Source organism: Catalinimonas locisalis (assembly GCF_038039535.1).
Lineage (GTDB): Bacteria > Bacteroidota > Bacteroidia > Cytophagales > Cyclobacteriaceae > Catalinimonas.
Window position 1 is genome coordinate 285018 of record NZ_JBBPHP010000004.1, and the last position, 22619, is coordinate 307636.

The 22619-nt window shown below is 40.3% G+C and carries 21 protein-coding genes; 16 read left to right on the top strand and 5 right to left on the bottom strand.

Translation table 11 applies throughout. The features are described from left to right. Positions 1 to 107: 107 nt before the first annotated feature. The gene (locus WJR50_RS08435; protein WP_341292812.1) at positions 108 to 914 is read left to right on the top strand and encodes a J domain-containing protein; all 807 of its coding nucleotides are present in this window, start codon (positions 108 to 110) and stop codon (positions 912 to 914) included. A 60-nt stretch (positions 915 to 974) separates the two neighbouring features. Beyond that, positions 975 to 1136, top strand: a complete 162-nt coding sequence (locus WJR50_RS08440) for a hypothetical protein (protein ID WP_341292813.1) — start codon at positions 975 to 977, stop codon at positions 1134 to 1136. Position 1137: 1 nt separating this feature from the next. Here WJR50_RS08440 and WJR50_RS08445 read toward each other — a convergent pair whose 3' ends face one another. Next, entirely contained in the window at positions 1138 to 1851 is a 714-nt protein-coding gene (locus tag WJR50_RS08445) for a tetratricopeptide repeat protein (protein WP_341292814.1), read from the bottom strand. Positions 1852 to 2144: 293 nt separating this feature from the next. Between WJR50_RS08445 and WJR50_RS08450 the strand changes: the two genes are divergently transcribed. After that, the gene (locus WJR50_RS08450; RefSeq protein WP_341292815.1) at positions 2145 to 2504 is read left to right on the top strand and encodes a hypothetical protein; all 360 of its coding nucleotides are present in this window, start codon (positions 2145 to 2147) and stop codon (positions 2502 to 2504) included. 66 nt (positions 2505 to 2570) lie between these two features. On the opposite strand, the gene icd is transcribed toward WJR50_RS08450, so the two are convergent. Beyond that, complete coding sequence (gene icd / locus WJR50_RS08455) at positions 2571 to 3791, bottom strand: NADP-dependent isocitrate dehydrogenase (RefSeq protein WP_341292816.1); 1221 nt, start codon at positions 3789 to 3791, stop codon at positions 2571 to 2573. Between the two features lie 171 nt (positions 3792 to 3962). Here icd and WJR50_RS08460 point away from each other — a divergent pair, with 171 nt between their 5' ends. From WJR50_RS08460 to WJR50_RS08495, 8 genes are all read left to right on the top strand, one after another. Continuing rightward, a complete protein-coding gene (locus WJR50_RS08460; RefSeq protein WP_341292817.1) occupies positions 3963 to 5273 on the top strand; it encodes a cryptochrome/photolyase family protein in 1311 nt (436 codons plus the stop codon). A 61-nt stretch (positions 5274 to 5334) separates the two neighbouring features. Continuing rightward, positions 5335 to 6261, top strand: coding sequence for a DUF2279 domain-containing protein (locus WJR50_RS08465; RefSeq protein WP_341292818.1), 927 nt, complete (start codon positions 5335 to 5337; stop codon positions 6259 to 6261). A 68-nt stretch (positions 6262 to 6329) separates the two neighbouring features. Then, positions 6330 to 7301 carry a DUF2027 domain-containing protein gene (locus WJR50_RS08470; RefSeq protein ID WP_341292819.1) on the top strand — a complete coding sequence of 324 codons (972 nt, stop codon included), beginning with the start codon at positions 6330 to 6332 and terminating at the stop codon, positions 7299 to 7301. A 52-nt stretch (positions 7302 to 7353) separates the two neighbouring features. Then, the gene (locus WJR50_RS08475; protein ID WP_341292820.1) at positions 7354 to 8664 is read left to right on the top strand and encodes a toxin-antitoxin system YwqK family antitoxin; all 1311 of its coding nucleotides are present in this window, start codon (positions 7354 to 7356) and stop codon (positions 8662 to 8664) included. A 100-nt stretch (positions 8665 to 8764) separates the two neighbouring features. Beyond that, a complete protein-coding gene (locus WJR50_RS08480; RefSeq protein ID WP_341292821.1) occupies positions 8765 to 9700 on the top strand; it encodes a phosphoribosylaminoimidazolesuccinocarboxamide synthase in 936 nt (311 codons plus the stop codon). 139 nt (positions 9701 to 9839) lie between these two features. Next, complete coding sequence (locus tag WJR50_RS08485; RefSeq protein ID WP_341292822.1) at positions 9840 to 10238, top strand: STAS domain-containing protein; 399 nt, start codon at positions 9840 to 9842, stop codon at positions 10236 to 10238. A 3-nt stretch (positions 10239 to 10241) separates the two neighbouring features. After that, positions 10242 to 11162: a ribonuclease Z gene (locus WJR50_RS08490; RefSeq protein ID WP_341292823.1), complete on the top strand. Its 921-nt coding sequence runs from the start codon at positions 10242 to 10244 to the stop codon at positions 11160 to 11162. A gap of 2 nt (positions 11163 to 11164) precedes the next feature. After that, the gene (locus WJR50_RS08495) at positions 11165 to 11965 is read left to right on the top strand and encodes a queuosine precursor transporter (RefSeq protein ID WP_341292824.1); all 801 of its coding nucleotides are present in this window, start codon (positions 11165 to 11167) and stop codon (positions 11963 to 11965) included. Here WJR50_RS08495 and WJR50_RS08500 read toward each other — a convergent pair whose 3' ends face one another. Continuing rightward, positions 11966 to 12634, bottom strand: a complete 669-nt coding sequence (locus tag WJR50_RS08500) for a response regulator (RefSeq protein ID WP_341292825.1) — start codon at positions 12632 to 12634, stop codon at positions 11966 to 11968. A gap of 305 nt (positions 12635 to 12939) precedes the next feature. Further along, the gene (locus WJR50_RS08505) at positions 12940 to 13692 is read right to left on the bottom strand and encodes a TrmH family RNA methyltransferase (RefSeq protein ID WP_341292826.1); all 753 of its coding nucleotides are present in this window, start codon (positions 13690 to 13692) and stop codon (positions 12940 to 12942) included. Here WJR50_RS08505 and tamL point away from each other — a divergent pair. The 5 genes from tamL to WJR50_RS08530 all read left to right on the top strand — a co-directional run bounded on the left by tamL (position 13683) and on the right by WJR50_RS08530 (position 21519). Then, a complete protein-coding gene (tamL, locus tag WJR50_RS08510) occupies positions 13683 to 16148 on the top strand; it encodes a translocation and assembly module lipoprotein TamL (protein WP_341292827.1) in 2466 nt (821 codons plus the stop codon). The two genes, WJR50_RS08505 and tamL, sit on opposite strands and share 10 nt — an antisense overlap. Before the next feature lie 260 nt (positions 16149 to 16408). Then, positions 16409 to 19219, top strand: coding sequence for a fibronectin type III domain-containing protein (locus WJR50_RS08515; RefSeq protein ID WP_341292828.1), 2811 nt, complete (start codon positions 16409 to 16411; stop codon positions 19217 to 19219). A gap of 175 nt (positions 19220 to 19394) precedes the next feature. Beyond that, positions 19395 to 19889, top strand: coding sequence for a CIA30 family protein (locus tag WJR50_RS08520; RefSeq protein WP_341292829.1), 495 nt, complete (start codon positions 19395 to 19397; stop codon positions 19887 to 19889). Further along, positions 19882 to 20781 (top strand): oxygen-dependent coproporphyrinogen oxidase, encoded by a 900-nt coding sequence (hemF, locus tag WJR50_RS08525; protein ID WP_341292830.1) that lies wholly within the window; start codon positions 19882 to 19884, stop codon positions 20779 to 20781. Before WJR50_RS08520 ends, hemF begins: the two co-directional genes overlap by 8 nt. A gap of 108 nt (positions 20782 to 20889) precedes the next feature. Beyond that, entirely contained in the window at positions 20890 to 21519 is a 630-nt protein-coding gene (locus tag WJR50_RS08530) for a tetratricopeptide repeat protein (protein WP_341292831.1), read from the top strand. Between the two features lie 8 nt (positions 21520 to 21527). Here WJR50_RS08530 and WJR50_RS08535 read toward each other — a convergent pair whose 3' ends face one another. Then, a complete protein-coding gene (locus WJR50_RS08535) occupies positions 21528 to 22613 on the bottom strand; it encodes a tetratricopeptide repeat protein (RefSeq protein WP_341292832.1) in 1086 nt (361 codons plus the stop codon). Between the last annotated feature and the right edge of the window lie 6 nt (positions 22614 to 22619).

Genomic DNA, 22619 nt, shown 5'->3' on the forward strand with positions numbered 1-22619 from the left:
AACTCCCAATTTACGTTAATAATTCTAAATTTAGCAATCTACAACGCACTCATCACTGAAAATAAGAATTCCACATTATGTGTTAAGTAATTGATAGATTTGCAGTAATGAATCAGTACCTGGACACTTTGGGACTGCAACCTGGCGTGACGGAGGCCGACATCAAAAGGGCATACCGTAGACTTGCCAAGCTTTACCATCCTGATATCAATGATGATCCGGATGCACAACGCAGGTTTGTAGAAATAACTGAGGCCTATAATTTTCTACTGGCGGTAGGTGCAAAGCCTAATGAAGAGCAGGTAAATTATGCTTATGACCCCTACGTTCGGGAATATGCGGAGCGCAGAAGGAAGGCCAGAGCTTATGCCAAAGAAAAACAAAGGCAGGCGGCTGAGGAGAAGTCACGTACCCTATCTGTGCTTTACAAATATTCTGACTACTTGGTAGGAGCACTTTTATTTGTAAATATACTATTTTTGGTAGATTACCTTTTGCCTTCGGTACAACGGGCAGAAAAAATAATCAGGGTCACCCGCTCATACGAAAGTGCCAACCAATACGGACAAAACCTTATCTACCGCCACAGTGTGATTCATTTTGAACATTACGCCATGCTGGTGGATCGGGAAGTTACCGATGAATGGAAAGAAGTAAGCCCCAATGCCACCATCTATGCCACTCCAATCTTTGGCACAGTGATAAGTGCCAATATTGTATTAAACTCCCACCCTATAAAACTGGAGCCTATTTTCAGTGTGTATAATTTTTTCTTTTTTCTGATTCCTGCGGTCATCATTCTGGGAGCACTCTATTTCCGCTGGCCTAAAACTTCTGACAATAAAATTGGCCTTATTGTGATCTTATTTATGCTCTTTGTGATTCAGATGTTAGTTTTTTTTACTGCCCAATGATGGCAAGGCTTTTGTCTGGAGAAAAGTAAAAACCCAATACACCTGAAAATAATATAGTAGATGGCTACCAAAAAATCTCGTAATCTCATTTTGCTGATTTCAGTAATCCTCGCCCTACTCGCAGTATTTATGCAATTTGGGGTTGTCATTATTCCCGGACTGATGCAGTACAAATTCTGGATTATGGTGATCGCCTACGGCTTGGTACTTGGAGCCCGCTGAGTTAGCCTTTACAATATTTTTCCATAGCTTCCAGCGCTCGCTTACTGCCCAGGTTTTCAGCTTTCAGCCATACGCTACAGCCTTCGTCTTTTTGTTGATTTTGCAAATAAGCTATTCCCAGGAGATAAAATATTTCAGCACTTTCCGGTTTTGTAGCTGCCAGTAGCTGTAGATCTTCTAATGCAGCCTGTCCGTTCTGCAAAGCAATATTTGTCTTGGCCCGGTTCAACAATATCTGCTCATCGCTGCTATCTAACTGATAGGCTTGATTTAAAGATTGCAAAGCCTCTTGGTATGCGCCCAACATATAAAAAACCACACCACGATTGATATACGGCCCTTTGAGTTGAGGATTTAAGCGGGTGGCAATGTCATAATCAGCCAGCGCATTTTGGTAGGCTTCCACTTCCTGATAAGCATTGCCCCGATAGTAGTAGTTTTTGTATGAAGTACTGTCTAACTGTATAGCCCGGCTGAAGTCCGCAATAGCCTGTTCGTAAGATTGCTGCTCAAAATAGGCTACTGCCCTCATATGATAAGCCGAACCCCACCCGGGCTGTTGTTTGATCACACTATCTAGGTAAGTAACCGCTTGGACATATTTTTCCTCCTCAAGCAGTGCTTTACCTTTTAATAATAATGCCTCTGTATTAGGTGAGCAAGCCCCAAAACCAATCAGCAAAGAAAGCAGCATAAGAGAGAAAATTATTTTCATTGTATATGTAGTGGATAGTGTGATAATCCAGTGAATGAACAAGATTGTTCACTTTCGGAACGCTTCAAATATAGCTTTCTGTTAAACTTCAGCCCTAAAGCCTATTAATATTCCTTTTATGGTCAACAAATCTTTACAACTTTTTAGCGTAACATAATAGCAAATACTTGCCGAAAAGCAGAAAAATACTTAGGCAAATAGTTGACATTACATTCTCAAAAACTGCCAAAATTGGCAATCTGAGCCCCCTTAATTATACTTGTACACTTGATTATTCATTATTCCATATTCTTATGCTGGAAAGAAAAATAAAATTAGAGCATTTTAAAAACTTAGTAGCCGTAGCTGCCGCTGACGGATACCTGAATTTTAGGGAACGAGAGTTTCTGTCGGAGCGTGGAGAAGAATTTGGCCTGGAAGCTGAAGAAATTGATCGGCTACTAATTGATGCTCATCAATTGCAGTATATAGTTCCTTTAAACCAGATTGAGCGTGAAGAACAGCTGAATGACGCTGTTTTTATGTCAATTATTGACGGTGAGATTGCGGAAACCGAATATCAACTCTGTTTGAATATCGCGGAAAGATTGGGGCTTGAAAAGTCCTTAGTAGAAACGATGGTTGCGGAAGTACAAAGAATCTGGTCAAGATAAGGTATGAAGAAAACTTACTAATATGAGCAGGTGGCTTGAGCCACCTGCTTTTTTATTTTCTTCGCATTACATATAGCTGATAATGCTGTCGCCAAACTCAGAACACTTAAGTAAAGTAGCTCCATCCATCAGGCGCTCAAAATCATAAGTTACTTTCTTATTTGCAATAGAACCTTCCAGTCCTTTTCTGATCAAGTCAGCAGCTTCAGTCCAGCCCATGTAATCAAGCATCATAGCACCGGAAAGAATCACTGAACCGGGGTTTACTTTATCCTGACCAGCATATTTAGGTGCTGTACCATGCGTAGCCTCGAAGATTGCACTGCCTTCATTGTAGTTGATATTTGCACCAGGGGCAATACCAATACCTCCTACGATAGCAGCCAAGGCATCAGAGATATAGTCTCCGTTCAGATTCAAAGTAGCTACTACTGAATACTCAGCAGGGCGCAACAGGATTTGCTGTAAGAAGGCATCAGCAATCACATCTTTGATTATCACTTTATGACCGTCTTTTTCAATAATCTGCCAGGGTCCACCTTCGTAGTCTTTAGCGCCATATTCTTTTTTAGCCAAGTCGTATCCCCATTGCTTGAAGGCACCTTCGGTAAACTTCATGATGTTACCTTTATGTACCAGCGTAACAGAGGGCAGCTTATGGAAAAGTGCATATTCAATCGCACCTTTCACCAGTCTTTCTGTTCCTTCTACAGAAACAGGCTTAACACCAAGAGAAGTAGTTTTGGGGAAACGGATATTTTTCACACCCATTTCACTGATCAAAAAGTTTTTCACTTTATCACACTCTGGCGTACCGTTCATATATTCAATTCCGGCATAGATATCCTCGGTATTCTCACGGAAGATCACCATATCAGTAGCACCGGGATCTTTTACCGGAGAAGGAGTTCCTTTATACCAACGTACCGGACGCACGCAGGCATACAGGTCAAGCTCCTGACGAAGGGCCACATTTAAGGAACGGATACCACCTCCTACGGGAGTAGTCAGTGGGCCTTTGATGCCTACTAAATATTCTCTGAAAGCATCTAATGTTGCTTTGGGCAACCATTCGCCATTTTTGTTATAAGATTTTTCTCCAGCATATACTTCTTTCCAGGCGATCTTTTTGCCTCCGTTATATGCTTTCTCCACTGCAGCATCCAAAACTTTCTGAGCGGCAGGCCAGATATCTACACCGATGCCATCGCCTTCAATAAAAGGGACTATAGGTTGGTCAGGTACGTTCAGTTGACCGTTGTTGATTGTAATCTTTTGTTCACTCATTGATTGATGAGGTTTGGTATTTAAAAAAAAATTTCGGGCAAATTAAATAATTTTCAGTGGCTTAATGAAGTCTTAGCCAAGAATTGCCAATATAACAATACTTTCTGAACAAACACTTTTGCTATAGTACAGGTTGTAGTGACTGTTTGTTTTAATGAATAGAGATTTAGCATGAGTGCCTCCAAAATTACTATTTTCTGGTTTCGCCGCGACCTGAGATTTGAAGATAATACTGCTCTGTATTATGCCCTGAAGGACCAACAGCCAGTGCTTCCCCTCTTTATTTTCGATAAGACTATTCTGGATGACCTGGAAAACCCTGAAGATGCCCGCGTCACATTTATTTATGATACGGTAAAAGAAATGCGAGACCGGCTGAAAGAAAAAGGAAGTACCCTGCTGGTTAAATATGGCAATCCGCTGGACGTCTACAAAGAGTTGCTCAAAGAGTATGATATTACTAACGTATATACCAACCGTGACTATGAGCCTTACGCCAAAGAAAGGGATGAGGCGGTAGATAAGCTACTGTCAGAGCATGATATATCTTTCATAACCTGCAAAGACCAGGTGATTTTTGAGAAAGATGAAATCACTACCAATGATGGAGGCTTTTACAAAGTTTTTACCCCTTACAAACGGGCCTGGCTGGAAAAATTCTCCCAGACCGAGATTTCACCCCTATCTTCCGCACTGAGGTTTGACAACTGGTATCAGACCAAGGAAGCAGGAAATATGCTCAGCCTGGAAGATATGAATTTCAAACGTTCGGGCCTGGATATTCCCAGCAATGACCTTGATGAAGATGTGATTAAAAAATACGACAAGGCCCGTGATTTTCCTGCCGAGCAGGGCACCAGTCGCCTGGGGATTCATCTTCGTTTTGGAACAATTAGCATCCGAAAACTAGTCCAGGAGGCAAAAAAGCTCAACGATACTTTTCTAAGCGAGCTTATCTGGCGGGAGTTTTATATGCAGATCCTGCATCATAATCCTCAGGTGGTGGACAAAGCTTTCAAACCTCAGTACGATAAAATCAATTGGAGAAATGATGAAAAGGAGTTTAAACGCTGGTGCGAAGGTAAAACCGGCTACCCCATTGTAGATGCCGGAATGCGACAGCTTAACGAAATAGGCTATATGCACAATCGTGTACGCATGATTGTGGCCAGCTTCCTGACCAAACATCTGCTCATTGACTGGCGCTGGGGCGAGGCTTATTTTGCTGAAAAACTTTTGGACTACGAACTGGCTAATAATAATGGTGGCTGGCAGTGGGCCGCAAGCAGTGGCGTAGATGCTCAGCCTTATTTCCGGATTTTTAACCCCTACAGCCAAACTGATAAATTTGATAAGGAGCGGGAATACATCAATCGCTGGGTACCTGAAGTTGATACCGATGACTATCCCGAACCTATGGTAGACCATAAAGAAGCCAGAGAAAGGGCACTGGAGGAATACAAAAAGGCGGTGGGAAAGTAATAGCGCTCAATCTCTTTAATTTCACAAGGGGTACAACGGTAGATTTCCTAAATTGCGCCCTGTGGAAAAACTCCTATTTATTTTCATTGCATCTACTTCACTGCTTACCAGACTGGAGGCTCAGCCTGTTGATTCGGTGCACGTTGCAAATGCACGCCATATGGAGATGGATCAGGCAAAGCTCAACCGTTATCTGGTTATCGGAGGAGTAGGCTATGCGGCAGCCAATGTTGGGCTGTATTCCCTCTGGTACAAAGATCAGCAAAGCCAGTCATTCCAGTTTTTTGACGATAGCCCACAGTGGAAGCAGGTAGATAAACTGGGACATTTTTACTCTGCTTTTCAGCTTAGTCTGTTAGGAAGTCATGCTTTTCAAAGTGTAGGCCTGGCGGAGCGGAAAAGCCACTGGTACGGAGCGCTGGCAGGCAGCCTGATGCTGCTTCCAGTAGAGTTATTTGACGGCTTTTCTGAAGCCTATGGTTTTTCCTGGACCGATCTGGCCGCCAATAGTCTGGGGGCAGTATTTCTCCCTCTTCAATACGAAATCTGGAAAGAAGTGCGCATACAACCCAAGTTCTCCTTTCACCGCACCGACTTCCCCGCCCAGCGCCCTCATACTTTGGGCAAAAGCTGGCATGAAGAGGTTCTGAAAGACTATAATGGGCAAACCTATTGGTTATCTTTTGATCTTTATCGTTTTTTTCCTGAGTCTGGTATCCCCAAATGGCTTAATGTAGCAGTGGGCTACGGAGCAGAAAATATGGTGTATGCCCGAGCTTCGGAGAATGAGGAATACGGATTACAAGCCTATCGGCAATATTATTTAGCCATAGATCTTGACCTCAGTCACTTCAGACAACCTCCTAACAATTTCGGTAACAAGCTGCTCAACGGAGCACTCTATGTAGTGAATCTTATTCATTTGCCCGCGCCTACCCTGAGTTACGAAGAAGGCAGAGGATTTCGTTTTTACCCTCTTTATTTCTGAAGCTTTAAGAAGTCAGCCCTAGCCCTTACCTTTGTACATTATTTTTTGCAACCTTAAAGACCCACCATATGAATATAGGAGACAAAGTCAGGATGCTGCGCGGCAGCGAAGAAGGCGTCATCACTCGCTTTCTTGACAAAGGATTGATAGAAGTAGAAATTGAAGATGGCTTTCCTATTCCGGTGATGCGGGAAGAGGTAGTAGTAATCGCCAAAGAAGAAGCTGATTATTTCCGACGGGATGAAGCCCCCCGAACTTCAAAGCCCACGCCTACTCGGGAAGAAGTAAAAAAAACTAAGACCGGGCAGGGGCTTTACCTCGCCTTTGTGCAGTTCAACGATAAGCAACTCTCGGCCTATTTTGTCAATGCCACGGAATTTGACATGCCTTATCTGATTGGGGAGGAAGCTAATGAGAATTTTAAGGGCATCACTGCCGGGATGGTCAATGCTAATAATTTTGTCAAAATCAAAGATGTACTGGTCAGCGAGTTTGACCAATGGCCTACCCTGGTGATTCAGAGCTTGTTTTATCGTAATGGCTACTACAGTTTGCGGGAACCGCTCACCCGTAAAATGAAGCTCAAAGCTTCCACTTTCTTCAAAAGTCAGCGTCAGGCTCCCCTGCTCAATAAACCGGCTTTCTTATTTCAACTGGATGAAGGCCCCGGAAAACCTATTGACCCTGACAAGGTCAAAGAAAGAATTTATGCCAACACTCAGGAACAGGATGTAGCCAACCGCATTACGTTCAGTCGCCCACCCAGCCAGGTAGATCTGCACATAGAAAAGCTGACTGAGCAGTACGATACCATGAACAATAATGATATGATGGAGCTACAGCTCAAAACTTTTGAGGACGCGCTGGACAAAGCGATCGCTACGGGTATGGATGAAATCACTTTTATTCATGGAGTAGGCAATGGTACCCTCAGAAATCAAATCCACAAGAAATTGTCTAAAATGGAAGGCATCAAATACTTTGAAGACAGCATGAAAGAAAAATTTGGCTACGGTGCCACGCTAGTTCGGATCAAATAGCGTTATCCTTTGTTAGTGGATAAATCACGCTTTTGATCAAACAGTAAGAATAATGAAATATTGCATAGCGACTATTACCATATGCATTTTATTGAGCAGCAGCATTAGCTTTGCTTTTTCTCAAGACACTACCCTTGTCCAGACGTATTACGACTCTGCCCAGACCATGCTGATGGAGAAATACTACATTCTCAATGAGGACAGCACGCAGGTGCAGGGACTTTACCAGAAATTTTATGACGATGGAAGTCTGGCCGCAGCAGCACATTTTGAAAAAGGCAAACTCTATGGCGCGCTGAAAGACTACTATACCGATGGCTCTCTCCAAAGACTTACCCCTTATGAAAAAGGCATCAAAAATGGTGAAGTAGTGGTGTTTAGTCCTAAAGGCGATACCATACAAGTTGCTACTTACGTCAATGATACGCTACAGGGCGATTTGCGCCTTTACTACAATGATGGTACGCTGAAAAACAAAACGCACTTTGTAAATGGTAAGCCTGAAGGCTCTATTGAAGCTTACTATCCCAATGGCAATTTGCAGGAGGTCATTACCTACCAGGATGGCAAGCAGCACGGGCCAGCCAAACGTTATTATGAAGATGGTAGTTTGCGTTCTGAATTTACCTACCAAAACGCTGTCGTAGATGGGCTAGTCACCGAATATCATCCTAATGGGAAAGTGGCGGATAAAACAAACTTTCGTAAAGGGCAGCGTCACGGCAGTTCACAGTCATTCAGCAAAGAAGGGCAGATGCTGCGCGACGAGTATTACAAAGAAGGTTTTCTGGATGGAGGGGCCAAATATTACTATCCGGATGGCACACTCAAGATGGAGAGCACTTATCGTAATGGAAAGGAAATAGGTGAGCGTAAAACCTACCATAAGAATGGCGAACTTGCTTCCATCGTTACTAATGAGGAAGGCATAAAGACCGAAAAACAGTACTATGAAGATGGTACGTTGAAAGCGGAACGTTCTTATAATGCAGCGAAGAAACCTGTAGGCACCTGGAAATCTTACTACGAAGATGGCAAACCTGAAAAAGAAGAGTCTTATGCCAACGGGGTGCAGCAAGGTACTACAATTACTTACTACCCCAACGGAAGGATAAAAAGTACTCAGGATTTTAATAAAGGGCGAAAGACCGGGACAGGGAAAGAATATTACCCTTCCGGTGAGCTAAAAAGTGAAACTGCTTATTACTATGGAGTACGGCAGGGAACATATCGCGCTTACCACGAGAATGGCAAAGTGGCAGAGGAGGGCACTTACAACGGAGGAAAAAAAACAGATAAATGGACTACCTACGACCAGCAGGGCAAATTAATAGAGACTCAGGATTATGGAAACAACAAATAAGCTTATGTAAAGCCGGTATTTTTTGAGTATAGCAGGTATTTTTGTATCTAGTTTGAATATAACGTATTTTTTTATCTACATATCACTAAATTGCCCGCTTATGGGAAATACTATTACAGAAACCCGTTTTGAGCTTCCTGGCCAGACTGGCTTTTACCGGGGAAAAGTACGGGACGTATATTTTTTGGATAAGCAGATTGTTCTCATTGCTACCGACCGCATTTCTGCTTTTGATGTGATATTACCACGTGCTATTCCTTATAAGGGACAAGTACTCAGCCAGATCGCTTTTGAGTTTTTGAACGCTACCGCTGACATTGTGCCCAACTGGGTAACCGGCATGCCTGACCCTAATGCCATGTTAGGCTTCAACTGCAAGCCTTATCCGGTGGAGATGGTGATAAGAGGATACCTGGCAGGGCATGCCTGGCGCGAGTATCGGGATGGCAAGCGTAGCCTCTGTGGCGTAAGCCTTCCTGAAGGTTTAAAAGAGAACGACCCTCTGCCCCATCCTATAATTACCCCTGCGACTAAAGCTCAGGAGGGACATGATGAAGATATCTCCCGTGAAGAAATTATCTCCAGGGGCCTCGTACCTGAAGATCACTATAAGCGCCTGGAAGATTATACTTACCGCTTATACGAGAAGGGTAGCAGTATTGCCCGAAACAGAGGCTTGATTCTGGTAGACACCAAGTACGAATTTGGTACATTTGACGACAGTATTCACCTGATTGATGAAATCCATACGCCTGACTCTTCGCGCTACTTCTATGCTGAAGGCTATGAAGAAAGGCAGGCCAAAGGAGAACCTCAGAAACAGCTCTCCAAGGAATTTGTCCGCCAATGGTTAATTTCACAGGGCTTTCAGGGAAAAGAAGGGCAAAAAATGCCGGAAATGACTGATGAGGTAGTCAACAGTATTTCTGAAAGGTACATAGAGCTTTATGAAAAAATTACCGGGAAAAATTTTGTGAGAGAGAAAACTGACAATATTCTCAACAGAATACAGCAAAACATAATAAATGCCTTATAGTTTTGTAAATTAGCATCTTACAATACTCATAAATTGCGTATCTGATGAAATGACTTAAAGCAGCAAAATCTCATACTGAAGTATGTGGACACACTGATAGGTCGCTTCATCTGGCCTTAAAAAAACAAATAATTAACAGATGAAATATTCTATAGACAAAAAAGAGCAGTACAGTACTTTTCTCCTCCAGGAAGAAAAATTAGATGCCTCTATTGCTCCTGAACTTAAGTCAGAACTAATCACTATGCACGCCGAAGGCGTTAAGAACCTGATATTAAATATGGAACAGGTAAAATATACTGATTCTTCCGGACTCAGTGCTTTGCTGGTTGGCAACCGTATCTTCCGTGAGGATGGAGGTATGTTCATTATGTGCGGACTAAATGAACACGTAATGAAACTGATCAAGATTTCTCAGTTAGACAATGTGATGACAGTAATCCCAACCTTAGAGGAGGCCGTAGACGCTGTTTTTATGAATGAGATTGAGAAAGACCTCAATAATAGTGGTTCTGAAAATGATAATGGTGTTGACTAAACGTTGGCTTTTCAGCTTAAAATATTAGGGGCTAATTCAGCAACGCCTGCTTACGGCCGACACCAAAGCAGCCAGTTACTTAATCTGGAAAATCACTACATGTTAATAGACTGTGGTGAGGGAACCCAGATGCAGTTGCTGAAGTACAAAGCCAAAGTAAGCCGAATAAACCATATCTTTATCAGCCATCTGCATGGAGATCATGTGTTTGGCCTTATCGCTTTAATCAATACGCTGAATCTCACAGGAAGGACCGAAGATTTATATATCTACGGTCCTTATAAGCTCTCTGAAATGATAACTGTACAGATGAGAGCTACGCACGCTAATCTGAAATTCAAAATTCATTTTAGTATTACAGACCATCTTAGGTCACAACTCTTATACGACAACCCATCATTTACTGTACATAGTTTGCCACTTGAGCACGGTATTGAGTGTTGTGGCTTTCTTTTCCGAGAAAAAGAGAAACCCAGACGTATCAACAAGGAAAAGCTTAATCCGGATATCTCGGTAGCAGACATTCTGGCTCTGAAAGAAGGCAAAAATATGTACAATGCCGATGGAAGCCTGCGCTATACTAATGAAGAGCTGACATTACCTCCCAGAAAAAGTCGTGCGTATGCTTACTGCTCCGATACTCGCTACAACGAAAAACTACTTGACTATATAGAAGGAGTTGACTTGCTCTACCACGAAGCTACATTCATGCATAATGAAGCTCAGAAGGCAAACGAAAGATACCATAGTACAACTGTGGAAGCAGCAACTATAGCTTACAAAGCTAAAGTAGATCAACTTATTATTGGACATTATTCAAGTAGGTATAAGACATTAGAACCGTTATTAGAAGAAGCAAAAACCGTATTTCCCAATACCTTACTTGCGCTGGAAGGAAAAGATTACTTTATAGATGATATATAACTGTGACCACATCTACTACTACCAATAAGCATAAAAGAAATATTCTTTTCATCGTCCTCAGCGGTATCTTTCTGACTAATGCATTATTAGCTGAAATGATCGGAGTAAAAATATTCTCTGCTGAAACTACTTTGGGTCTTCAGCCTGCCCAAATTCATCTTTTCGGTGATTTTATTTTAGATTTTAATCTTACTGCCGGGGCAGTGATCTGGCCCGTTGTATTTATTACTACCGATGTAATCAATGAGTATTTTGGCAAAAGAGGCGTAAAACAAATCAGCTATCTTACCGTCATATTCATCGCTTACTCTTTTATAGTAATTTACCTTGTCACAGAGTTAGCGCCAGCTTCGTTCTGGCTGGAAGTAAACAACACTGATGAAGCCGGTAATTACTTTAACATCAATTTTGCTTTTCAGAAGATTTTCCGCCAGGGTCTTGGAATTATCATTGGTTCATTGATCGCATTCCTCATAGGTCAGCTTTTGGATGTCATTGTTTTTCAAAAGCTAAGAAGGATAACCGGTAGCAGCAAAATATGGCTTAGAGCTACCGGCTCTACATTAGTTTCTCAGTTGGTAGATAGTTTTGTTGTGCTTTTTATTGCTTTCTACGTATTTGGCAACTGGCCTATCGCGCAGGTATTCGCAGTGGGTATCGTCAATTATATCTATAAATTCACTGTTGCTGTTATTCTTACGCCATTATTGTATGTAGCTCATTATCTGATTGATAATTACCTTGGAAAAGAACTAGCGGAAAACATGATGTATGAAGCTACGCAAAACAAATCCCTGGATTAATTAATCCAGGTTATAAAATCCGGTCTGAAGGGCATACTTGATCAGGCCAGCTGTATTTTTCATACCCGTTTTTTTGAGCAGGCGATTACGGTGGCCATCAATAGTACGTACACTGAGGTTAAGCTCTTCGGCCATTTCTTTATTCGTATATTCTCTACAGATCAGCCTTAATATCTCTTCCTCGCGTGGTGACAATTTCTCATTCTCCTGGGCAAAGGAGTGCTGAAACTTACTATTTTCGCTGATATCTTTCCGAATAGCATTAAAAGTATGCTGACTCACATAATATTGCCCATTATCGACTGCGCGAATAGCCTCAAGCACTTCATCTATGTCTGCATCCTTTAAGATATAACCGAAGACTCCACTCTCTATAAGTTCTACTACAAATTTTTCCTGCTCATGCATGCTAAGCACAATAATCTTAATGTCACTAAATTTCGGATTATTTAAGAGTGCATTGGAAGTTTCTATACCATCCATTTCAGGCATCTCCAAATCCATAAGTACGATATCGGGCTTTTGAGTTTCCAGCATAGCTAACAATTCTTTTCCATTGCCAGCTTCTTTAATATTGATCGTTTCTAACCTCTCCTTCAATAACCTAGTAAGTCCTTGCCTGAAAAGTACATGATCATCTACAATGATCAGTTTCAAATTTTTTCTCATATAGTTAAGCTTGTAGAATCTTTTGTTTCACTTCAATAGCAGTTGTTCTCTTGCCCACCATGTGTTTAAGCAACAAGATAAAACACGCTTTACCTATTTATTCAAAGTTTTTGGTCTTACTTCTAAGCTAAAAGGGCTGAAAGTTAATAATTCTAAATTATCACTTATAATTATTGAGTAAAAATACTTTTATGTCTTATAATTCAAAACAATCTCAAAAATATTCAGAAAAAGTTTATTTGAGAACTTTTTCTAGGCCAACTATTAAATTTGATTTTAAGTATATAGCCAAATGCAACACTCAATTACTCAGCAGATCTTCTCATATTATCACAAATCACAGAAGTAGCTATACTTACATTTAATGATTCTGCCTGTCCGTAGGAAGGTATATGGACTCTATGGTCTACATATGCAGCATAGTGGGGATTAATACCATGAGATTCGCTTCCCATCAGGAGGATTCCTTCTCTACCAAAATTTATGGTATGTACATTCTCACCAGCATCTGCATAAGCTGCATACACCGGCTTGTTGTTTTTTTTAAAGAAAGATTCCAGCTCCGTGTAGAAAACTTTTACTCTTAGAAAGGACCCCATACTTGCGCTGATTACCTTAGGATTATACAGATCGGTGGTTTCTGGGGAGCAAATAATCTGGGGGATACCATACCAATCGGCAATGCGCAAAATCGTACCCAGATTTCCCGGATCATTAATATCATCCAGTACCAGCTCATATTGATCCGTGATGCTTTGGTAGGGTTGAGCATCGGGTATCTCTACAATAGCAAGTGCTGCATTATTAGTCTTAAGCGTGCTGGCAGCAGAAAGCTGTTTTTCATCTGTTAGGATAATTTCTGTTACTTTGTGCTTATTTATCAGATCTTTATGAACTTCTATAAACACTGGAGTAGCTATCAGCGTTCTAATGCTAAAATGCGTTGACAGAAGTTCCAGTATATTTTTACTTCCTTCAACCAGGAAGAGTTTATATTTTTTTCTGTACTTCTTTTGTTGAAGAGACTTAATTAATTTTAGAATCCTTTTTGAAATCATTTTTAGCTATTAGTACTGTCCCATTATACCGTGTCCTAAAGAGCAGTATACTTGCTCTGTTAATAGGCTTTCTCCTGTCAGGCTGTCTGGGTACCCGTTATCTGGATGAAGGAGAATATTTGCTATATAAACAAAATATCAATGATGCCAACAGGGTTAGTGAGGATGACCTGTCTGACTTTTACCGTCAGGAACCTAACCGTAAGTTTCCCCTCATTCCTTTTACTCCATTTGTATGGATCTATCACATTGGCTTAGACTTTTATGACAAGCAGGAACTGCAACAGGAGAAACAAGACATCATTGATGAATATAACTCTAAAATTGAAAATGCTGAGAAAGAAAAGAAAATACAAAGACTAGAAGAAAAGAAGGAAAAAAAGGTTAATAAAATAGATCGTAAGCTGGAAGAGGGTAACCTTCTGATGCGCTGGGGTGAGCCATTATCAATATACGATAGCGCTCAGGCAGAAATTACACGACAGCAAATGGAAAACTACATCCATACTAAGGGCTATTTTAATGGTTCAGTGGAACATGAGACTACTTTAGATGGCAGGAAGGTTACGTCTAACTACACAATCAGTGAGCAACTTCCTTACCGTATCGATACTATCACATATTTGACTGAAGATACTGTCATTCAGAGGTTACTTAGCCAGAGCTATGACGAACGCCTGGTAAGAGAAGGTCAGGTTTATGATCAGGAAAAACTTTCACAGGAAAGAGAGCGAATTGAGACATTACTTAGAAATAACGGCTTTTACGACTTCAGCCGACAATATATTGAGTATGAAGTTGATTCAACCATCAGCCAGAGAGAGGTTGCTATTAACACACTCATTCGGGAGCCGGCGAAAAGAGGATATCACAAGAGGTTTAAAATAGACTCGGTCATCTTCGTCACAGACTCTGATATTCGCAACGACCGTTCCTTAGGATTACGTAAATCCAGTGAATACAATAATATTGTTTATCGATATTACGAATACCAGTATTATAAGAAAATCCTTGACCGACGCATATTTATTTATCCAGATAGTCTGTACAGTTTGGAGGAGTCTCTACAGACACAGCGACAACTCTCTAATCTTGATGTTTTTAAGTTTATCAATATTAACTATGATACCACGGGAAATAATTTTATAGCACGTGTGTATGCGAGTCCGCTCAAAAAGTACCAAACGTCAAATGAAGTTGGTCTGAATGTTAGCCAAGGACTACCAGGGCCCTTTGTCAACTCTTCTCTCAAGATCAGGAATGTATTCGGAGGGTTAGAAATTATGGAGCTTAATGCCAGAGCAGGCATAGAGGGAGTTCCCCCTCCTTCGGGTACAGAAGGACAGGGAGCTTACCGTAGTGTGGACGCCGGAGGAAATTTATCGCTTACATTTCCACAATTTATCTTTCCACTTCCTGAAGACTGGAAGTCAAGTTTAGGAGCACTCAACCCCCGTACCCGGCTCCAAACAGGGTATAACTACACCGACCGGCAGGAATACGTGCGAACGAATTTTAATACTTCGCTCTCTTACACCTGGCAAAAACAACAGCGAGTAAGCTTTATTTTTACGCCTATTGATATCAACCTGATTGACTCTAGAAATATTAGTGACAACTTTCAGGATATTCTGGACAGACAAGATTCATTGGGTATCCCCCTAAGTAGATCTTTTGAACCTTCCTTTGTGAGTAGCATAAATTTCTCTACCATTTTTAATTTTAATAACTATGGCAACTATGCAAACAGGAAGAGTAACGCCTCCTACCTTAAACTATACCTGGAAAGCGGAGGTACGATATTTAATTTCATTGACCCTGAAATCGTTACTAAAAGAGGACTGGAGTACTTTAAATATGTTAAAGTTAACACTGATTTCCGTCAGTATATTCCCATCTCAAGAACATCTGATTTTGCCTACCGCCTGAATATTGGAGTAGCTGTGCCTTATGGTGATACTACAGGAAATGTACTACCCTACGAGAAATACTTTTTTGCCGGTGGAAGTAATAGCATCAGAGCATGGAGGCCTCGTCGTCTTGGACCCGGTGGAGCACCTCCTCAAACTGCCCCTGATGAGGATGGATACTTTGTATACAATAATGAGCAACCCGGAGAAATTCTTCTAGAGGCAAGTATGGAGCTTAGAAGAGAGCTATTTGGATTTGTAAGCGGAGCCTTTTTTGTTGATGCTGGTAATGTTTGGCTTTTTTATGAAACCGCTTCTCGGCCTGACGCTAATTTTGAGCTAGGTTCATTTTACAAGCAGATTGCTGTCGGATCAGGTTTAGGACTAAGGCTTGACTTTTCATTTTTAATTATTCGTTTTGACTATGGAGTAAAAATGTATGATCCTGCCCGAGAAGAAGGACAACGATGGATCGGTCAAAAATTTTCTGTCTGGGATGAAATTTCTCATGGTGTATTCAATATTGGTATAGGTTATCCTTTCTAAATTTTTTTAACATTTCACTCACTGTATTTAATTATTACATGAGTACTTTTTCGTTGAGATTTACCCTTATTCTCTGTAAATTCATACCAATTTAATTGCATAAAATGATCTCAAAAAACTAAGACGTTTTTATAATTATGCCTATTTTAAATGTAATCTACATTTTTTATTTATATAAATAGGATAATTTTATATATTTATAGTTATATTTGTTAAACATAACATATGTAAGATTTTTACCATTTTTGAAAATAGTAGTGATGACAGTCTACTCAAAAATAAAATCAATAGGATTTATTCTTACCCTACTACTCCTGAGCTATAAGAATATTCTGGGTCAAGAAATTATCTTTTCCGACAACTTTGAAGAAGGAAGCTTTCTTTCCCAATGGCAAATTAATCCTGGCCAACCGAACGGAGTAATAGAAGTTTTTCCTACTGAAGGCTTAGAAGGGAATTATGCTGTGCGCATCGGAAAAAGCAAAGATGATACGCATACCCTTAATCGCCTTGACTTACCCCTTGACCTCTCCGGGAATCAGCAGTTTATGCTGCAGTTTGTGATTTACAGCAATCATGAAGAGTCACATGTGCAAGATGGAATTTTCTTAAGTGTGGACGGAGGAACATCTTTTGAAAAAATCTTTGCTTTTGAATTTGACCAATGGCCCCAGAAGTATGGTGCTTCTCTTCCTCCCATAAACCTTAATGCCTTAGCCAGAGCAAAAGGTATTTTACTAAGTGAGGAAAGTATTATCCGCTTTCAACAATATGGTAAAGATGACTTTAATGGTGGGCAGGAATTTAGCGATGGTATTTATCTGGATCATGTAGAGGTGTTAGGGTATAATATCGCCTATGCCTCACTTCCTTTTTTTGAAGATTTTTCTAATGATAAATTATTCCAGGAATCTTCCACCATCCTTACCGGAAACGCTATTTTATCAGACAGTTCAGATGTGATATCGCCAGCCGCCCTTGTAGAAATTGTTCACTTTGACAATATCAGAGGAAATGTGCTGCGTATGGGAAGTAAGATGGACAAAAGTCCCGCTACTAATGCACTGGATATTCACCTCAACTTAGCCTCATACCATCATGCGAAACTGCAGTTTGACATCTATGATAACCGGGATGAAACCCATGCAGCAGACGGTATATTTTTTAGCGATAACGGAGGCCTTTCTTTCCGTAAAGTTTATGCTTTTGACGCAGATCATTGGAGTGACGATCATTTCGGTTCGTTACCTCCACTTAATATTAACGAGCTTGCCCAGGCATATGGTCTGAAAACAAATGAGCGCTTTGTCATCAGATTCCAACAACACGATGATGATGACTTTGAGGGAAGCAGGCTATCAAGTGACGGTATAATGATAGATAATATTCGTGTTTATGATAAACCTCCCGTTTATGCCTCACTTCCATTGCATGAAAGTTTTGAGGATAAAGAGCTTGCTCCTTATTGGCAAGTAGGCTTTGCTGCCTATGATGGAAGTGTTAAGCCTAATGGCATCGTAGAAGTTACCACCATGAAGGATGGAAACCGTGCTGTAAGATTAGGCAGTAGTACCGATAAAAGCTACACTACAAATGCCTTAGACCTGTATATTGATATGGAAGGTCACCATGAGGCATCTCTTAATTTTGATTTTTATGATAACTATGATGAGTCACATCCACTAGATGGTATTTTCTTTAGCAGCGATGGAGGCAGAAACTTTAAAAAAGTCTTTGATTTTGATTGTGACAACTGGACTGATGGCCAGTTTGGAGACATTCCTTCTCTCAGCATTGCTCAGCTCGCAAAACAACAAAACCTGAATCTCACTCAAAGTTTTGTTGTTCGCTTTCAGCAATATGATGATGATGATTTTGAAGGTACACGCACCATTAGTGATGGTATTTATCTTGATAATATCAGCATCACAGATCCAGTAGCACTTACTTACCAAAAAATCCCTTTTTCGGAAAATTTTGAAGACACGCTTGGTGCTCATTGGCATGTTGGTAATCCAATGTTGACCGCTTCTGTTCAGCATATCAAGCCAGGAGGATTTATTAAAATTTTAGACTCAGTAGGCTACCAAAGTTCCCGAGGGCTGGCTATAGGAAGGACCGAAGATGGAAAGCAAACTACCAATGCCATAGACCTCCACCTAGACCTGAGTCAGCAGCAAAGTTTGCAACTTAATTTTTGGCTGTATAATAATTACGATATGGTTGATAAAGAAGATGGTATATGGCTTAGTAGAGACGGAGGCAAAAGCTTTGCAAAAGCTTGGAGCTTTCCTGAAGCTAAAGGCAGGTATCAGGCTCATTTTCTTAACCTTGACTCTCTTGCCGTTACGGCTAATATTCGCTTCTCTGAACAATATGTAATACGTTTTCAACAATCAGGAGACAGAAAGTTTACAGGAACAGGCAATCTTAAAGGAGGAATTTATTTAGATGATATTTCGGTAGCTCAAAGTATCCCTGCTCCTCAGGTGGTTGGTGCTGCCGACTCCTTGCTGCTTAATATTTGTGGAGAATATTTTTTCAAATGGGCCAAAGTAAAGGCTGCTGAAAATTTTCATTTTCAGGTTTACACCTACGAGCATGGAAAAGAAGTTGTTGTACAGGATACAATCATTACTGATGCTTCTCATACTGTAACAGGCCTGGAAGAAGACAGTGCATATTTTTGTAGAGTAAAAGCTTATAATGTTTACACCAGCAGTAAATGGTCGACTCCAGTTACATTTGATACATTCACAACTTTTGAAGCTGATCTGCAAATTTATGATGCGAATAGTGATCAACACAAAATAGTGTTACAAGCCAATGAGAAGCCTTCCTATGAATACCGTTGGTTTAAAAATGGAAAACCACTTGACGAAGAATCCAGTCACTTATGTACTGTCAGTGAACCTGGGGAATACTCTGTGTTTATTTCTAATAATTCATGTGGTATTATGTCTGCTCCTCTAAAAATAGAAGGGGAAACTTTGGGAATGGCTAATGACAATTTTTTAGAAGATATAGACAAAACAACTTCGAATATACCTGACCATAAAGCAGACAGGTAAGTTTACTGTGTTGTCATTATCCACAGCCATACCAATTCAGTATGGCTTTTTTCGTTAGTAATCATAATAAAATTACAAAAGCGATTCATTTGATAATTCTGCCAGTATTTGTCAATCCATTTTCTTCAACCTAATATTGGCATTTGTAGGTCTTGTTATGTACAATAGTTATTATATGGATAACGATTTTTCATACTTTTTCAATCCCCCGGATAAACCCGCATGGAAATGTGTCAATGATACTGTGATGGGAGGAGTTTCAGTGAGTACTGCTTACCACAGCAACAATAACCAGCTAGAGTGGTCTGGTGTGCTATTCTTAAAAAACAAAGGAGGCTTTGCTTCTGTACATCATGAGCTTTTGTCACCAATTGATTTGAAGGGTTATCGTGGACTTAGCTTAGTAGTTGTTGGAGATCAAAAAACATATAAGCTTAACCTGGCCAACCAACGTGGTTCAGGAAGTCCACGTTTCCAGGCACGCTTTCAAACGCACTCCTTTGAACAGCAGATACTTCTGCCCTTTTCAAAACTTGAAGCATCAATCCGGGGTAAAAAAGTCAATGAAATTTTTGATCCTTCCCACCTTTCAATGGTTGGATTTCTCATTTCAGATCAGCAGGAGGGACCTTTTCATTTAACAGTAAAAAGTATAAAACCATATGTATAATAAAGAAGAAATTACCAACTGGTTTATGTCTTTACAGGACGATATATGTAGGCAACTAGAAAAGGCTGACGGCCGCGGAAAATTTATAGAAGACAGTTGGAAACGTGAAGGGGGTGGAGGTGGTAGAACCCGTATCATTCAGGGTGATATTATTGAGAAAGGAGGAGTAGCATTTTCGGCAGTATATGGTAAAACTCCTGAAAAAATATTACAAGCACTTCAACTGCCTGAAACAGATTTTTATGCTACGGGGGTCTCTATTGTCATGCATCCACTAAGTCCTATGGTACCCATTATCCATATGAATGTGCGTTATTTTGAGATGGACAATGGCACCAATTGGTTTGGTGGAGGAATTGATCTTACTCCTCATTATGTCAACCTGCCGGATGCCCAATATTTTCACCAAGAACTAAAAAACATATGTGATAAACACCATTCCGAATACTATGCAAAGTTTAAAGCCTGGGCTGATGATTATTTTTATGTAAGGCATCGCCAGGAAACGAGAGGAGTAGGAGGAATCTTTTTTGACAGGTTATCTCCTTCTGAGGAAGTGAGTTTGGAGCAGCTTTTTCACTTTGTACAAGATGTAGGCAATACTTTTGCACCTATTTACACAAATTTAATTCATAAAAATAAAGACTTACCTTTTGGAGAGCGTGAAAAAGAGTGGCAATTGGTCAGAAGAGGACGTTATGTAGAGTTTAACCTGGTTTGGGATAAGGGAACCAAATTTGGTCTTGATACCCAGGGACGGACAGAGTCAATTTTAATGAGTCTACCCCCACAGGCGAATTGGAGTTATAATTATCATCCTGAAGAAGGCAGCAAGGAATACGAAACTTTAAAGTATCTAAACAAAGGCATTAATTGGCTAGAGATACTCTGAAGTTTGCTTTAAACATTACATGCGCTCTCCTTATAACGCTTATAGTTTTAATTTAACACCTATTTTTTAGTACTTTGCCTATATATTATTACTAAAATATATAGTGATATGTCGTCAAAATTATATTTATCTTTAATTCTAGCTTTTCTTGTGATATTTGGAGCCAACGCACAAAATGAAGCTACAGAGTATGTAGAGAAGGGACGTAAGCTTTTTGGAGAGGGTATGTACAAAGAGGCACTTATAAGTTTTAATAAAGCGATAGATGCTGACTCACTACGTTATCAGGCTTATTTTTTTAGAGGCAATACAAAAAGAATTTTTGAAGATTACCATGGGGCTATGAAAGACTATAACATGGTAGTAGAAATCAACCCTGAGTATGCAGAAGCATATTATGAAAGAGGAAACATTAAGTTCTCTCTCCAGGATTATTATGGTGCCATTGAAGATTTTAGCGAAGCCATAAAGCTTAATGAAAATCATGTGAACGCCTATTACCAAAGGGGACAAGCACGTCGGGAGTTGGAAGCCTACAAAGATGCTATCAACGACTGCACCAAGATCCTCCAGATCCATCCAAAAAATGTTGACGCATACTTCCTAAGAGGAGTGCTTCGCATAGAACATGGGCTAATGCAGGAAGGTTGCCTTGACCTGAGTAAGGCCGGTGAATTAGGTGATTTGAAAGCTTATGATATGATAAGAAATGTGTGTAACCGACGTGCAATTCAGTAAATAGCCTATCACAAACAGTATTTGTTTTTAAGTTTATTAGCTTCTCTCACATCGTGATGGGAAGCTTTTTTTATGGCTATACATGCTTCTTCAGACTGATGTAACTTATCAGCAACCAGGGCCTGCATCAAATAAGCTTCACCTTCTTTCGTTTGCCCAGTAGATAAGAAGGTGGTAATGTCTTTTGATGCATCTTCATAATTTCCCAACCGATAATTACAATAAGCACGAGTATAATATGCCTCATGAAAACCTGGGTTTAGTACCATGAGGTGATCTATAAGGTTTTTGGCTTCCTGATAATTTCCTAAGTGATATGCTTGTATAGTACCTATCTGAAAATAAAGACTATCATACTCCGGCCAAATTGCTATAGCTTCTTCAAATTGATTGATTGCATTATGATAGTCACCTCCGCCTTTCATGCACATACCTTTAAGATAAAGTAGCTGAACTTTTTCAAGATTGGTAGAAGCTCGCTTCAAACCTATATTTGCATATTCCATAGCCGCAGAATACTGCCCATACTGGTTCATTAGTATGTTTCCGGAAAGTAAACAAGCCTCAATATCTTTACTTCCAAAATCAATAATAGCACGATGCAGGCTATTGAGTGCAGCAAAATATTGATGATCATTATAGTATTCCAACCCTTTGTCGTAATGGTAGGCGGATGAATAATGTGATAAGCCAAAAGGAACAATAAGCACTGACATAGCCGCTACTACTACTAATGAAATTACTGCAGCATATACTTTCCTGGAGTAAGTAATCGGCTCTCTTTTGGGAGGATAATAGTTGCCAGAATAGTAAGCTCGTCTGCGCGCGTAGCGATACCTTCTTTCCTCTTCCTCAAGACTTGCATAAAGGTCATTAAGTCCAAGTAATAATGTAAGATCATAAGCTGCCTTCTTATTTTGATCAGACAATACTTCATAGGCTTCGCTTACCAGCTTAAACATTTCTTCTTTCTCGCTATCATCAGGATTTATATCAGGATGATATTTTTTTGCAAGATTACGATATGCCAATTTTAGATCAGCAGAAGAGACATCATAGTCAACTCCTAACAAATGATAATAATTTTTCACCATAGCTAA

Coding starts and splice junctions, on each gene's coding strand:
- WJR50_RS08435 (WP_341292812.1), top strand. CDS start 108: ATGAATCAGTACCTGGACACTTTGGGACTGCAACCTGGCGTGACGGAG.
- WJR50_RS08440 (WP_341292813.1), top strand. CDS start 975: ATGGCTACCAAAAAATCTCGTAATCTCATTTTGCTGATTTCAGTAATC.
- WJR50_RS08445 (WP_341292814.1), bottom strand. CDS start 1,851: ATGAAAATAATTTTCTCTCTTATGCTGCTTTCTTTGCTGATTGGTTTT.
- WJR50_RS08450 (WP_341292815.1), top strand. CDS start 2,145: ATGCTGGAAAGAAAAATAAAATTAGAGCATTTTAAAAACTTAGTAGCC.
- icd (WP_341292816.1), bottom strand. CDS start 3,791: ATGAGTGAACAAAAGATTACAATCAACAACGGTCAACTGAACGTACCT.
- WJR50_RS08460 (WP_341292817.1), top strand. CDS start 3,963: ATGAGTGCCTCCAAAATTACTATTTTCTGGTTTCGCCGCGACCTGAGA.
- WJR50_RS08470 (WP_341292819.1), top strand. CDS start 6,330: ATGAATATAGGAGACAAAGTCAGGATGCTGCGCGGCAGCGAAGAAGGC.
- WJR50_RS08475 (WP_341292820.1), top strand. CDS start 7,354: ATGAAATATTGCATAGCGACTATTACCATATGCATTTTATTGAGCAGC.
- WJR50_RS08480 (WP_341292821.1), top strand. CDS start 8,765: ATGGGAAATACTATTACAGAAACCCGTTTTGAGCTTCCTGGCCAGACT.
- WJR50_RS08485 (WP_341292822.1), top strand. CDS start 9,840: ATGAAATATTCTATAGACAAAAAAGAGCAGTACAGTACTTTTCTCCTC.
- WJR50_RS08500 (WP_341292825.1), bottom strand. CDS start 12,634: ATGAGAAAAAATTTGAAACTGATCATTGTAGATGATCATGTACTTTTC.
- WJR50_RS08505 (WP_341292826.1), bottom strand. CDS start 13,692: ATGATTTCAAAAAGGATTCTAAAATTAATTAAGTCTCTTCAACAAAAG.
- WJR50_RS08515 (WP_341292828.1), top strand. CDS start 16,409: ATGACAGTCTACTCAAAAATAAAATCAATAGGATTTATTCTTACCCTA.
- WJR50_RS08520 (WP_341292829.1), top strand. CDS start 19,395: ATGGATAACGATTTTTCATACTTTTTCAATCCCCCGGATAAACCCGCA.
- hemF (WP_341292830.1), top strand. CDS start 19,882: ATGTATAATAAAGAAGAAATTACCAACTGGTTTATGTCTTTACAGGAC.
- WJR50_RS08530 (WP_341292831.1), top strand. CDS start 20,890: ATGTCGTCAAAATTATATTTATCTTTAATTCTAGCTTTTCTTGTGATA.
- WJR50_RS08535 (WP_341292832.1), bottom strand. CDS start 22,613: ATGGTGAAAAATTATTATCATTTGTTAGGAGTTGACTATGATGTCTCT.